Below are 12,419 nucleotides of genomic sequence, written 5' to 3' on the forward strand. Positions count from 1 at the left end.
GTCCCACAATGTTCTCCACGGACGAAACCTTCCGCTGCGCCCCCAGTAAACGGACCAAGCCTGAAACTCGCCCCAATCGGCATTCGGATCAACCGGTCTGGTCGGGCGCTCGCCGCCGCCGCAGAATGGCGCCGACCGTATTCTTGCTGAGCCCTACTGGGCGACCGATCAACCGCAGGCTCAGGCCTTCGCCGAAGAGCTCTGCGACCCTGGCCGCCTTTCGGTCGGATGGCCGCTGGTCGACTTGGCGGCCAAGCTTCTTGCCGCGCTTGGGCGTTTGCCAGGCCAGATGTGTATGCCGGATCCTACAGCCCCCAGACGTCCTGGTGTTCCAGGAGGCCGCGCTCGCGCAGGGCCTTCATCACCGTCTGGGCCAGCTCGGCGGCGCTATGCCCCGGAGTCTTCAGCACGATCTCGGCATTCTCCGGTCGCTCATAGGGGCTGGTGACGCCGGTGAAATGCTTGATCTGGCCGGCCAGCGCCTTGGCATAGAGGCCCTTGGGATCGCGCTTGATGCAATCCTCGATCGGCGTGTCGACGAAGATCTCGACGAATTCGCTGGGGTCGACCAGCGAGCGCACCAGCGCACGCTCCGCCTCGAAGGGCGAGATGAAGGAGCAGAGCACGATGGTGCCGCTCTCGACGAAGAGCTTGGCGACCTCGCCGACACGCCGGATATTCTCGACGCGGTCTGCGTCGGAGAAGCCGAGATCGCGGTTGAGGCCGTGGCGGACATTGTCGCCGTCGAGCAGCATGGTGTGGTGGCCGGCATGGCTGAGCTCGGCCTCCACCAGATTGGCGATGGTCGACTTGCCCGAGCCGGACAAACCGGTGAACCAGACGATCGCCGATTTCTGGTGCTTGAGGGCCGAGCGCGCCAGCTTGTCGATGATGAGCGACTGACGGTGGATGTTGGTGGCGCGCCGCAGGGCAAAGTCCACCATGCCGGCCGCCGCCGTCTGGTTGGTCGAGCGGTCGATCAGGATGAAGGCGCCGGTCTCCCGGATTTCGGCATAGGCGTCGAGCGCCACCGGCACGCTGGTGGAAACGTTGACGACGCCGATCTCGTTGAGCTGAAGCGTCTTGGCGGCGAGATGCTCCTGGGTATTCACGTCGATCTTGTGCTTGATCGAGGTCACCGCCGCCGGCACGAATTTGGTGCCGATGCGCATCATGTAGGAGCGCCCGGGCAGCAGCGCGTCTTCCGACATCCAGATCAGATGCGCGGCGAACTGGTCGGCGACCTCGGGCCTCTCGGTGGCGAGCGAGAGGACGTCGCCGCGCGCCGCATCGATCTCGTCCGCCAGGGTGAGCGTGACGGCATCGCCCGCCACCGCTTCGTCGAGATCGCCGTCCTGGGTGACGATGCGGGTCACCACCGAGGTCTTGCCGGAGGCCGCCACCGTGACGCTGTCACCCGACCGGATCGAGCCGGAAGCGAGCGTGCCGGAGAAGCCGCGGAAGTCGAGATTGGGGCGATTCACCCATTGCACCGGGAAGCGGAAGGGCTTCTTCACCGCATTGGAGGCGATATCGATGCCTTCCAGATGCTCGATCAGGCTCGGTCCATCGTACCAGTCGATGCGGGCCGAACGGCTGGAAACATTGTCGCCGTAGCGCGCGGACATCGGGATAGGCGTCACCGAGGCGAAGCCGAGATTGGCGGTGAAGGCCGCGATATCCTGCACGATCTTGTCGAACACCGTCTTGTCGAAGCCGGTGAGATCGATCTTGTTCACGGCCACCACGATGTGGCGGATGCCGAGCAGCGAACAGATGGTGGCATGGCGCTTGGTCTGCACCAGCACGCCCTTGCGCGCATCGATCATCAGGACGGCGAGATCGGCGGTGGAGGCGCCGGTCGCCATGTTGCGGGTGTACTGCTCATGGCCGGGCGTATCGGCAACGATGAAGGAGCGCCGGGCAGTCGAGAAGAAGCGATAGGCCACGTCGATGGTGATGCCTTGCTCGCGCTCGGCCTCCAGCCCGTCGACCAGGAGCGCGAAGTCGATATCCTCGCCGGTGGTGCCGTGGCGCTTGGAATCCTTCTCCAGCGTGGCGAGCTGGTCCTCGAAGATCAGCTTGGAATCATAGAGCAGGCGGCCGATCAGGGTCGACTTGCCGTCATCCACCGAGCCGCAGGTGAGGAAGCGCAGCAGCTCCTTCTCGCGGGGCTTGAGCATCTCGGCGAGGGAGAGTTCGGGTGCAGGCGCGGCGGCAAGCTGGGTTTGGAGAGCAGGCGCGTTCATCGCGGAGCCTTCTGGGATCGCAGGCATCCTGCCTGCACTTGCAAACGAGGTACGTTGTGGAAGAGTTGACCCATCTGCACCATGATAGCGTCGGAAGCGCAACGCCCACCCTCCCCTTGATGGGGAGGGTCGGCCTGAAAGGCCGGGGTGGGGTGGGAAACGTCGACTTCTTCACTATGGATTTGCAGAAGGTAATCCTCCCTGCGCTGAGGGACACCCCACCCCGACGCTTCACGTCGACCCTCCCCATCAAGGGGAGGGTGGGCGTCGCGCATGCTATTCAAAGTTCGTGCCTGCGATCCCGGGAATTTCATCAGAAATAGCCCTCGCGCTTCTTCTTTTCCATCGAGGCCGCTTCGTCATTGTCGATCAGCCGGCCCTGGCGCTCGGAGGTGCGGGCGGTGAGCATCTCACGCACGATGTCGGCGACGGAAGTGGCGTCGGAATCGATGGCGCCGGAGAGCGGGTAGCACCCCAGCGTGCGGAAGCGGACCTGTCGCATCTGCGGCACTTCCCCGGGCTCCAGCGGCAGGCGGTCGTCGTCGACCATCAGCATGGTGCCGGCGCGGAACACCACCGGGCGTTCCTTGGCGAGATAGAGCGGCACGATCGGAATATCCTCTTCGAGGATGTACTGCCAGATATCGAGCTCCGTCCAGTTCGACAGCGGGAAGACGCGGATCGATTCGCCCTGCCGGATTCGGGTGTTGTAGAGCGACCAGAGCTCCGGGCGCTGGTTGCGCGGATCCCAGGTGTGATTGGCGGTGCGGAAGGAGAAGATGCGCTCCTTGGCCCGGCTCTTCTCCTCGTCGCGCCGGGCGCCGCCGAAGGCTGCGTCGAACTTGTACTTGTCGAGCGCCTGGCGCAGACCTTCGGTCTTCATCACCTGCGTGTGCAGGGCCGAGCCGGAGGCGATGGGATTGATGCCGCGGGCAATGCCGTCCTGGTTGATATGGACGATGAGGTCGAGCCCATAGCGCCTGGCGATCTCGTCGCGGAACGAGATCATGTCCTTGAATTTCCAGGTCGTGTCGACATGGAGCAGCGGGAAGGGCAGCTTGGAGGGATAGAAGGCCTTCATCGCCAGATGCAGCATCACACCCGAATCCTTGCCGATCGAGTAGAGCATCACAGGATTGGCGAATTCGGCCGCGACTTCGCGGATGATCCCGATCGACTCGGCTTCGAGCCGCTTGAGATGCGGAGAGAGGGTGCGAGACATCGATGCCCTTGGGCTAATTTTTACATAGAAAAATGCGTAATTAGGGTATTTTACATAGAAGGTCGGGGCAGGCAGCGCAAGTGCGTTTGTTGCATGGGAAATAGACGGAAGCTGCAGTCGCGGCTCCGTCCCCGGGGATCGCAGGCTCCCAGCCCGCCCTTTCTTTTCCGTAAATGGGGCATTTTGGGGGGCGGGTCTTCAGACCCGGCTCCTTATGCGGTGGGCGCGGCCAAGAGCCGGGTCTGAAGATCCGCCCTCCAAAACGGCATCGCGTCCTACCCGAACCTCTTGAGATCGAACGGCGCCAGCGCGACCGCTGTCTGCTGGCCGCTGATCATCGCGGCCACCAATTCGCCGGTCACCGGGCCGAGCGTCAGGCCGAGATGCTGGTGACCGAAAGCATAGAAGAGATTGGATGCCCCAGCCTGGCCGATGGCCGGCAGATAGTCCGGCAAGGTCGGCCGTGAGCCGAGCCAATGCTGCCAGGGCCCGCGCGCCGGCAGGCCGAGCGCGGCCGCATGCGCCTCGAGCCGCTGCCATTTGCGCTCGTCGGCGAGCGCATCCCGCCGGGCGAATTCGACGAAGCTCGAGGCCCGCACGCCGGAACGGAAGCGCGAGACGATCAGGGAGCGTTCCTCGAACACGATGGGCGGCAGGTCGTCGGGCCAATCGTGGTTGGCGCTCTGGATGTGATAGCCGCGCTCGGCAATGATGGGCGCCTTCAGGCCGAGCGGCGTCAGCAGGGCACCGCTGTCCACGCCGGCCGCGACGATGACACGGCGCGGACGGAGGCGCTCGCCCTCCGCCAAAACCAGCACTGCCGTGCCGCCCGCAAGTTCGAGCGCCTGCACGAGGCCGGTCCGCCGCTCGCCGCCGGCCGCCTGGAAGGCCGAGCCGAGAGCCGCCAGCACGGCGGCGGGATCGGCCACCTGTCCGGTATTCTCGAACAGGATGCCGCCCGCCGGCGGCGTCTTCATCACGCGCGCCAGCCAGGCCAGTTCCTCCTTCGAGGCAGCGTGGAAGCGGGCCGTGCCGGTGTCGGCGCCCTGCCAGGCCCGCAGCTTCGCAGCAGCAGCCTCCTGCCCATGCCAGACCACGGCATGGCCGCTCTGCTTGAGCAGGCCGCGCGGTTCGAGGCTCGCGGCCAGCCGGCGCCAGGCCGGCATCGCTTCGGCCAGCAGCCCGGAAAGCGCCTTCTTGCCGGCAGCAAAGCACTCGGGCCGGGCAGCGGTGACCATGCGCAGGCCGAAGGGAAGCCAGCGACCGATCTCTGCGATCGGCAGCGACACCGGCCCGCCAAACGCCATCAGGCGCCGCGGCAGGGACCGCAAGGTCGCCATGGAGGCAAGTGGCTCGACCTGTTCGATGGCGATATGGCCGGCATTGCCATAGGAGGCCGGCGGCGGGCTGCGCGCCGGATCGAGAAGCAGCACCGGCTCGCCCTGGCGCTGCAAGGCAAGCGCGCAGCTGAGGCCCACGATGCCGCCGCCCACCACGACTGTCCTATCCGCCTGCGTTTTTTTGCCTTGCTGCACCATTTTGCCCTTGCTTTGCATCAATCGTATATAGTATACGATTTTTAGGTGATCAATTTCAAGCGTATCTCACACGCCATTTCGCGCTAATAAAAAGCGGCCGGCGAGGCGTGAAGCAACCCTAAGCGGAGACGAGCCATGACAACCAATTGGAGCGGGGTGTTTCCCGCAGTGACTACGCAATTCGACGCCAGCCTCGCCATCGATATCGACGCCACCCAGGGTGTGCAGGATGCGCTGGTCAAGGACGGCGTCAACGGCCTGATCGTGATGGGCACCTGCGGCGAGAACAACTCGCTGGATCCTGAGGAAAAGCGCACCGTGCTGAAGGCCGCCGTCGAGGTGGTCAACAAGCGCGTGCCTGTCATCACCGGCGTCTCCGAATTCGATACCCGCCGCGCCATCGCCTATGCCAAGGACGCCGAGCGCATTGGCGCCGACGGCCTGATGGTGCTGCCCGCCATGGTCTATGTGCCCAAGCCCGAGGAGCTGACCGCGCATTTCCGCATGATCGCCGAGGCAACCTCGCTGCCGATCATGCTCTACAACAACCCGCCGGCCTATCGCGTCAATATCGGTTCGGACGTGCTGCGCGCCCTCGAGGACGTGCCCAACATCGTCGCCGTCAAGGAAAGCGCGCCCGACCCGCGCCGCTTCACCGACCTGATCAACGAGTTCGGCGACCGTTTCGAGCTCTTTGCCGGCCTCGACGACGTGGCGCTCGAAGGCTTGATGCTGGGCGCCAAGGGCTGGGTATCCGGCCTCACCAGCGCTTTCCCGGAAGAATCGGTGCAGCTCGTCAAGGCCGCGGCCCGGGGCGACTGGGAGGGCGCGCGCGCCATCTATCGCTGGTTCATGCCGCTGCTTCATCTCGACGCCGAGCACGATCTGGTGCAGTCGATCAAGCTTGCCGAGCAGATCATGGGCCGCGGCTCCGAACGCGTCCGCCCACCCCGCTGGCCGCTGACCGGCGCCCGCCGGGCGGAAGTCACGGCGATGGTCGAGAAGGCGGCGGCGACGCGGCCGAGTTTGAAGCTCGGCAAGGCGGCGTAAAGCACAATGCAAAGCCTCCCCCACGAAGCTGGGGGAGGTGTCACGACGAAGTCGTGACGGAGGGGGTGTGGTCAAAAAGGGGCGCATGGAACGAGACTAAACTTCCGCTTCCCCCACCCCATCCTGGCCACACCCCCTCCGACCTCACTTCGTTCGGCCACCTCCCCCAGCTTCGTGGGGGAGGCTTCCCGCGTCTCTTCCGGAACAGCCCCCATGCGCCACACCTTCTTCTGCATCGATGGCCATACCGCCGGCAACCCCGTGCGTCTCGTCGCCGGCGGGGCGCCGCTGTTGCGCGGGGCCAGCATGTCGGAGCGGCGGCAGGATTTCCTCGAGCGCTTCGACTGGATCCGCACGGGCCTGTGCTTCGAGCCGCGCGGCCATGACATGATGTCGGGCGGCTTCCTCTACCCGCCCACGCGAGATGACACCGATATCGGCATCCTCTTCATCGAGACCTCGGGCTGCCTGCCGATGTGCGGCCACGGCACCATCGGCATCATCACCTTCGGCTTGGAAAACGGGCTGATCCAGCCGCGCCTACCAGGCCAGCTCAAGGTCGAGGTGCCCGCCGGCATCATCGACATCGCCTATGAGGCGGAGGGCAACCGCGTCACCTCGGTGCGCATCGTCAATGTGCCGTCCTATCTCGCCGCCAGCGGCATCGAGATCGAGGTGCCGGATTTCGGACCGCTCAGCGTCGATGTCGCCTATGGCGGCAACTACTACGCCATCGTCGAGCCACAGGGGCCTTATACGGGCCTCGACGATCTCGGCGCCGCACGCATCATCGCCCTCAGCGGCAAGGTGCGCGAGCTGATGCGGGACAAATACGAGCCGGTGCACCCGCTCGACTCGACCATCCGCGGCGTCAGCCATGTGCTGTGGGCCGACAAGCCGCGCGGCAACGGCGCCGATGGGCGCAATGCGGTGTTCTATGGCGACAAGGCCATCGACCGCTCGCCCTGCGGGACCGGCACCTCGGCCCGCCTCGCCCACCTCACCGCCAAGGGCAGGCTGAAGCCCGGCGACAGCTTCGTGCATGAGAGCTATATCGGCTCGCGCTTCACCGGCAAGGTGGAGGCGCTGACCAACCTCGCCGGCCAGCCGGCGATCATCCCGTCCATCCAGGGCTCGGCGATCTCGACCGGCTTCAACACGATCTGGATCGACCGGGAAGATGCGTTCTGGCAGGGCTTCCAGGTGGTATGACCGCCTGCTTTAGACGCTGGCGGCGAGGATGTGCTGCTTGTCCTCGATCTGTTGCATGAGCTTGTTCCAGGAGGTGACGAAGGCCTCCGCCCCCTCCTTTTGCAACGCCGCGGCAAGGTCGTCGACATCGATGCCACGGCCCGCGAACTCCCGGATCAAGGCATCGGCCGCTTCGATATCTTCGACCGAGGCCCGGCCGAGCTCGCCGTGATCCGCAAAGGCGTGCAGGGTTTTCTCCGGCATGGTGTCGATGGTATCGGGCACGGCGAAAGCTTCGACATACAGGGTGTCGCGCGCGGTGGGATCCTTGGTGCCCGTGCTGGCCCATAGCAGGCGTTGTGGCACCGCCCCGGCGGCCTCGAGACGCTTCCAGCGCGGCGAAGCCAATATCGTGCGGTAGGACCTGTAGGCCTGCGCACCGACGGCGATGCCAAGGCGGTTGTGCAGGTCCGTGGGCACCTTGTCGAGCACCGCCTTGTCCCAGCGGCTGATGAACAGCGAAGCAACCGACCGGATCTTCGGATCAAGCCCCAGAGCGATGCGACGTTCGATGCCGCGCAGATAGGCTTCGGCCGCGGCTTCATAATGCTTGGGCGAGAACAGCAAGGTGACGTTGATCGGCACACCCGCGATGATGGCTTCCTCGATCGCCGGCACGCCCTCGGCCGTGCCGGGAATCTTTACGTGGAGATTGGGCCTGGCCGCCTGGCGGTGGATGCGTCTGGCCGCGTCGATGCTGCCCTGGGTATCCCGCGCGAGCAAAGGCGAGACCTCCATCGACACCCAGCCATCGACACCACGCGTCTCCTCGAAGATAGGCTGGAAGAGGTCGGCGGCACGGCGCAGATCCTCCAGCGCCAGCTCTATGAAGGTGGCTTCGCCCGACAGCTGCGAGGCCGAATGGGTACGTAAGCTTGCGTCATAGGCGCTCGTATTCGCCAGCGCCTGCTGGAAGATCGTCGGATTGGAGGTCAGGCCCGTGATCGAGAACTCATCGATATAGCGGCGCAGGGTCCCGTCATCCAGAATCTGGCGGCTGATATTGTCGAGCCACAGACTTTGGCCAAGGTCGTGCAACTCTACCGTCCTGTTCATGTGGAGCCTCCTTATGATCTGAAAAGCCGGCCGATCCGGAGCCCGTTCTCTCGCAGGCCTTCGATTGCCCGCAACGGCGCGGCCTCGTCCATGACATCAAGGGCCGGTGACGTGAATTGTTCCCCTCATGCCGGGATGGAACTTGCAAAAATACGCCAGCTCCCCTGGTCGCGTCAGCTTGAGGCGCCTGGTCGCGCCCATTGGCAGGGCGATGTCCCATTGGCCGCCGCGTGCCGTTGCAGTGTGGTCGATGAAGTCGTCGTTCTGCCATTCAATAATGTCCCCCGGATGAGCGACGACCACCGGTGGGTCGAAGGCAACATCGTTGATCTTGACCTTGATGGTGGCCGCCAAAGCGTTCGCGCCGATAGACGCGAACGCCAGGGCTGCCCCGAAGCCAAGACAGACTGCCAGGGCATGGCGTTTCATTTCAGCGTGCCCGCGAGATGTTCGGCATGCTGCTCATGGCCCTGGAAGATCTTCAGGCCGGTCTGAAGCAGGCTTTTGAGCTCCCCATTGCTGGCATCGGGGATCAGCGTGGTTTCGAGGGCACCGTCTACGGTCTTGTGATAGGCGACCTCGTTGTCCACATAGGCCTTGTCGAAGGCGGAACCCTCGAGGGCGGCCATTGTCGCCCGCTGGGTATCGGCCTGCTTGACCAGGCCTTTGCTCACATCATTGTCCTCCGGCGTGACCTTCAGCTTCTTCACCAGGGCAAGCGCCTTCTGATTCACGGCTTCATGATCCCTCACCATGTTCGTGGCGAAGGCGATCACCTCCTTGTTCTTCGATTTTTTCAGCGCCAGCTTGGCCGCTTCGACATCGATAACACCGGCCGTATAGGCGATATGGGCAATTTGCGGATCGGTGAGCTTGGCGGCCTGCGCCGGCGCTGCGGCGGTGAGGATAGCGAGAAGGGCGGCCGCTCCCGCAAGTTTGGCAATCAACATGAAATCTCTCCCGAGTTGGATAGGCTTTGCGGGAGATTGGATGCACTCCGGACCAGAGGGTTCCCGGGTTTCAGGCCTTGGACAGGATCTTTTCGAGCACGGCCTGGGTCATGCGCTCGCAACGCCAGCCATCGAACGGAAAAGCGTTCATCAGGAAGGGTCCGGACTGCCGCTCGAGGGCCTCCCGCAACAGACGCCGGGCCCGATGCAGGCGCGTCTTCACCGTCTCCGGGCGGATAGCGAGCAGTTCCGCGGTCTCCTCGAGACTCATGTCCTCGATCACCCGCGCCACCAGGACGACCCGATAGGCATCGGGCAATTCGTCGACGGCCTTTTCCATCAGAGCCTGGATCTGCCTTTGCGCCATGACGCGCTCCGGATCGGCTTCGGCCGACAGGGTGGGAAACGGGATCACCTGGCCTCCCACGATCGCGCGGCCGGTTTCGAGGCGAACAGCAGGCCTTCTCTCGCGTACCCGGCCGAGGGCCTCGTTCATGACGATACGAGTCAACCACGTCGTCAGGCTGGAGTCGCGACGGAATCCCGATAGCGCGGCGAACGCCTTCATATAGGCAGCCTGCAGCACATCCTCGGCTTCGGAATCACTTCGCAATATGCCGCGGGCGATGCGATAGAGCCGCCGGTTATGCTGCGTGGTGATCGCCCGGATCGCCTCGGGGTCGTGCAGGATCGCCCTGTCGATCAGGTCGCCCGCGCTGGTCGGTTCGAGCTTTGGCGTGGCCATTTTCACGATGCTCCCGTGTTCCGACCCATTGGATGCGGTCATCGCGGAAAGGTTCCCGGGAAAATTCCGGGCAACGCCTCCATCATCGGCGGGCGACTGCCTGTCATCGCACCGTCGAGGGCTTGGCCTGCGAATCGTCGCCGGCCGTCCGGAAAGGCCCGGGCTCGCAACCCCGATTGCTTTGCGACCGACCGGCTAGCGAGATCTCATGGCCGCGAGCCTCAGATATCCTGGTTTTGCGGCAACATCACGAGGTCCCGGATCGTTACGTTCGGCGGGCGGGTCAGCATGAAGAGCAGTGCCTCAGCGACATCCTCCGAGCGCAGCCCGCCGCGCTCGGCCGCGCGGCGCTCGATCTCGGCGGGATCGGTAATGCCCCACAATTCATTCAGCACCATGCCCGGCGCCAGCGAGCCGATGCGCACATTGTGCGGGGCGATCTGGCGGCGCACGCCATGCACGAAGCTCTGCACCGCATGTTTGCTGGCCGAATAGACAGGCTCCCACTGGATGGCCTGGTGCCCGGAGACCGAGGAGGTGACGACGATATCGCCGCTGCGCCGGGCGATCATGCCGGGCAGCACCGCATGCACAGTGCGGAAGACAGCGTTGATATTCAGGGTGAGCAGCTTGTCCCAGTCGTCGGGATTGCCGTCGGCGACATCGCCGGCGATATAGCTGCCGGCATTGGCGAACAAGATGTCGGTGGCGCCGAAGCGCTTGCCCGCCGCCTCCATCACCGCAGCGGTTGCGCTGGGGTCGACCAGGTCGGCAGCGATCGTCAGGGTCTCCCCGCCGATCTCGGCCGCGAGCGCCGCGAGCTTGTCGGCCGAACGCGCCACCAATACCTGCTTGACGCCTTCTTCGGCGAAACGCCGCGCCACCGCCCGGCCGATGCCCGAACTCGCGCCGGTGACGATCATTACCTTGCCGCCAAGAGAAGCCGTTCTTCCCGAACCCATGCCTTCCTCCCTGCCCGCCGTTGCCCGGCGGTTTTGTCGATCTTTGCCACGCTCTCCTGTCATTCCCGGCCGAGCCGCCCTCAAGCGTAGCGAGAGAGAGCGGGGGAAGGGAATCCAGGGGCGGCAGTCCGAGACCTTCGGCCCCTGGATCCCCTTCCCGCGCTACGCGCGCCGGGGATGACAGGGTCACGTTGTTGCCAAAGACGATCCATGAATCATCCGGCAACTTGAACCGCTTTCAGTTTGCTGCTACCCACAACAAATAAGCAACCGCAAAATCGTAACGATGCCGTCCAGGCACGTAAAGTGCCCCAACGGCGCGAAAAAGGGCAGGGACGGCACATGGAAAAGCTGGGCATTCATTCCTTTGTCTGGACGGGCGGCACCACGCAGCAGGAGCTTGAGGGCGCGATGGAGAAGTCGCATCGCCTCGGCTACAAGCTGATCGAATTTCCCCGCCTCGATCCCAAGAAGTTCGACGTCTCCTGGCTCGCCAAGCGCCTTGCGGATTACGAACTCAAGGTTACCGTCACCATGGGCCTGCCGCTCGACGGCGACATCTCCAGCGAGGACGCCGCCGTGGTGGAGCGTGGCGAGCAGATCCTTTCGGATGCGGTGGCGATCACCCGGGACCTCGGCGGCCAGAAACTCGGCGGCATCATCTTCTCCGCCCATACCAAATATAAGAGCCTGCCGACCCAGAAGGGCTGGGACAACAGCGTCGGTGCCCTCTCGCGCGTCGCACCCAAGGCCAAGGAGGCGGGCGTGACGCTCAACCTCGAGGTGGTCAACCGCTTCGAGACCAACCTGCTCAACACCACGGCGCAGGGTCTCGCCTTCATCAAGGATACCGGCGCCGACAACATTTTCCTGCACCTCGACACCTTCCACATGAACATCGAGGAAGCCGATCCCGTGCAGGCGATCAAGTTCGCCGGCGACAAGCTCGGCTATTTCCATATCGGCGAGAGCAATCGCGGCTTCCTGGGCTCGGGCGTGATCAACTTCCCGGCCATCTTCGACGCCCTGGTCGCCAGCGGCTACGATGACTGGGTCACCTTCGAGAGCTTCTCCTCCGAGGTGGTGGACGAAGACCTTTCCATCACCTGCGCGATCTGGCGCAACACCTGGAAGGACAATGTCGAGGTGGCCCGACACGCCAAGGCCTATATCGAGGACTGCTACAGGGTGGCCAAGCGCAAGGCGGAGACGGCAAGGACGGTGTGATCCTGGGAGCACGGACGTCTCGTCCGCTCTTGGAAGCGAGCCGTCATTCGGCATACCCGCGACGAAGCCTCGCTTGGTCAGGAAAATGCCGGTCTGAAGACCGGCACACCAGAGTGCTCCAACCTGCACTGGCCTCGCTTCCAAGAGCGGACGAGACGTCCGCGCTCCC

The 12,419-nt window shown here is 64.4% G+C and carries 11 protein-coding genes; 3 read left to right on the plus strand and 8 right to left on the minus strand.

The features are described from left to right. Positions 1 to 305: 305 nt before the first annotated feature. The 3 genes from cysN to QQL24_RS06130 form a co-directional block, all read right to left on the minus strand. Positions 306 to 2,249 carry a sulfate adenylyltransferase subunit CysN gene (gene cysN, locus QQL24_RS06120; protein WP_284311015.1) on the minus strand — a complete coding sequence of 648 codons (1,944 nt, stop codon included), beginning with the start codon at positions 2,247 to 2,249 and terminating at the stop codon, positions 306 to 308. A gap of 313 nt (positions 2,250 to 2,562) precedes the next feature. Continuing rightward, positions 2,563 to 3,471, minus strand: a complete 909-nt coding sequence (gene cysD, locus QQL24_RS06125) for a sulfate adenylyltransferase subunit CysD (RefSeq protein ID WP_284311016.1) — start codon at positions 3,469 to 3,471, stop codon at positions 2,563 to 2,565. 275 nt (positions 3,472 to 3,746) lie between these two features. Continuing rightward, positions 3,747 to 5,009, minus strand: coding sequence for an NAD(P)/FAD-dependent oxidoreductase (locus QQL24_RS06130; protein WP_284311017.1), 1,263 nt, complete (start codon positions 5,007 to 5,009; stop codon positions 3,747 to 3,749). A 135-nt stretch (positions 5,010 to 5,144) separates the two neighbouring features. Here QQL24_RS06130 and QQL24_RS06135 point away from each other — a divergent pair, with 135 nt between their 5' ends. Further along, complete coding sequence (locus QQL24_RS06135) at positions 5,145 to 6,059, plus strand: dihydrodipicolinate synthase family protein (protein ID WP_284311018.1); 915 nt, start codon at positions 5,145 to 5,147, stop codon at positions 6,057 to 6,059. A 213-nt stretch (positions 6,060 to 6,272) separates the two neighbouring features. Beyond that, a complete protein-coding gene (locus QQL24_RS06140; protein ID WP_284311019.1) occupies positions 6,273 to 7,271 on the plus strand; it encodes a 4-hydroxyproline epimerase in 999 nt (332 codons plus the stop codon). Positions 7,272 to 7,280: 9 nt separating this feature from the next. On the opposite strand, the gene tal is transcribed toward QQL24_RS06140, so the two are convergent. From tal to QQL24_RS06165, 5 genes are all read right to left on the minus strand, one after another. Then, on the minus strand, positions 7,281 to 8,366 hold the full coding sequence (gene tal, locus QQL24_RS06145) for a transaldolase (protein WP_284311020.1): 1,086 nt from the start codon (positions 8,364 to 8,366) through the stop codon (positions 7,281 to 7,283). Between the two features lie 96 nt (positions 8,367 to 8,462). Continuing rightward, positions 8,463 to 8,795, minus strand: coding sequence for a cupredoxin domain-containing protein (locus QQL24_RS06150; protein WP_284311021.1), 333 nt, complete (start codon positions 8,793 to 8,795; stop codon positions 8,463 to 8,465). Continuing rightward, positions 8,792 to 9,316 (minus strand): DUF4142 domain-containing protein, encoded by a 525-nt coding sequence (locus QQL24_RS06155; protein WP_284311022.1) that lies wholly within the window; start codon positions 9,314 to 9,316, stop codon positions 8,792 to 8,794. Before QQL24_RS06155 ends, QQL24_RS06150 begins: the two co-directional genes overlap by 4 nt. A 70-nt stretch (positions 9,317 to 9,386) precedes the next feature. Next, on the minus strand, positions 9,387 to 10,061 hold the full coding sequence (locus QQL24_RS06160) for an RNA polymerase sigma factor (protein ID WP_284311023.1): 675 nt from the start codon (positions 10,059 to 10,061) through the stop codon (positions 9,387 to 9,389). A 221-nt stretch (positions 10,062 to 10,282) separates the two neighbouring features. Next, entirely contained in the window at positions 10,283 to 11,023 is a 741-nt protein-coding gene (locus tag QQL24_RS06165) for an SDR family oxidoreductase (protein ID WP_284311024.1), read from the minus strand. Between the two features lie 342 nt (positions 11,024 to 11,365). Between QQL24_RS06165 and QQL24_RS06170 the strand changes: the two genes are divergently transcribed. Continuing rightward, entirely contained in the window at positions 11,366 to 12,250 is an 885-nt protein-coding gene (locus QQL24_RS06170) for a sugar phosphate isomerase/epimerase family protein (protein ID WP_284311025.1), read from the plus strand. Positions 12,251 to 12,419: the final 169 nt, after the last annotated feature.

The sequence above is a fragment of the Labrys miyagiensis genome, assembly GCF_030160835.1.
In the GTDB taxonomy this organism is placed as follows: Bacteria; Pseudomonadota; Alphaproteobacteria; order Rhizobiales; family Labraceae; genus Labrys; species Labrys miyagiensis.

What these genes read in the sequence shown, in the direction of transcription:
- QQL24_RS06160 (WP_284311023.1), bottom strand. Translation starts at nt 10,061, where the DNA reads ATGGCCACGCCAAAGCTCGAACCGACCAGCGCGGGCGACCTGATCGAC.
- QQL24_RS06140 (WP_284311019.1), top strand. Translation starts at nt 6,273, where the DNA reads ATGCGCCACACCTTCTTCTGCATCGATGGCCATACCGCCGGCAACCCC.
- QQL24_RS06165 (WP_284311024.1), bottom strand. Translation starts at nt 11,023, where the DNA reads ATGGGTTCGGGAAGAACGGCTTCTCTTGGCGGCAAGGTAATGATCGTC.
- cysN (WP_284311015.1), bottom strand. Translation starts at nt 2,249, where the DNA reads ATGAACGCGCCTGCTCTCCAAACCCAGCTTGCCGCCGCGCCTGCACCC.
- QQL24_RS06135 (WP_284311018.1), top strand. Translation starts at nt 5,145, where the DNA reads ATGACAACCAATTGGAGCGGGGTGTTTCCCGCAGTGACTACGCAATTC.
- tal (WP_284311020.1), bottom strand. Translation starts at nt 8,366, where the DNA reads ATGAACAGGACGGTAGAGTTGCACGACCTTGGCCAAAGTCTGTGGCTC.
- cysD (WP_284311016.1), bottom strand. Translation starts at nt 3,471, where the DNA reads ATGTCTCGCACCCTCTCTCCGCATCTCAAGCGGCTCGAAGCCGAGTCG.
- QQL24_RS06170 (WP_284311025.1), top strand. Translation starts at nt 11,366, where the DNA reads ATGGAAAAGCTGGGCATTCATTCCTTTGTCTGGACGGGCGGCACCACG.
- QQL24_RS06155 (WP_284311022.1), bottom strand. Translation starts at nt 9,316, where the DNA reads ATGTTGATTGCCAAACTTGCGGGAGCGGCCGCCCTTCTCGCTATCCTC.
- QQL24_RS06130 (WP_284311017.1), bottom strand. Translation starts at nt 5,009, where the DNA reads ATGGTGCAGCAAGGCAAAAAAACGCAGGCGGATAGGACAGTCGTGGTG.
- QQL24_RS06150 (WP_284311021.1), bottom strand. Translation starts at nt 8,795, where the DNA reads ATGAAACGCCATGCCCTGGCAGTCTGTCTTGGCTTCGGGGCAGCCCTG.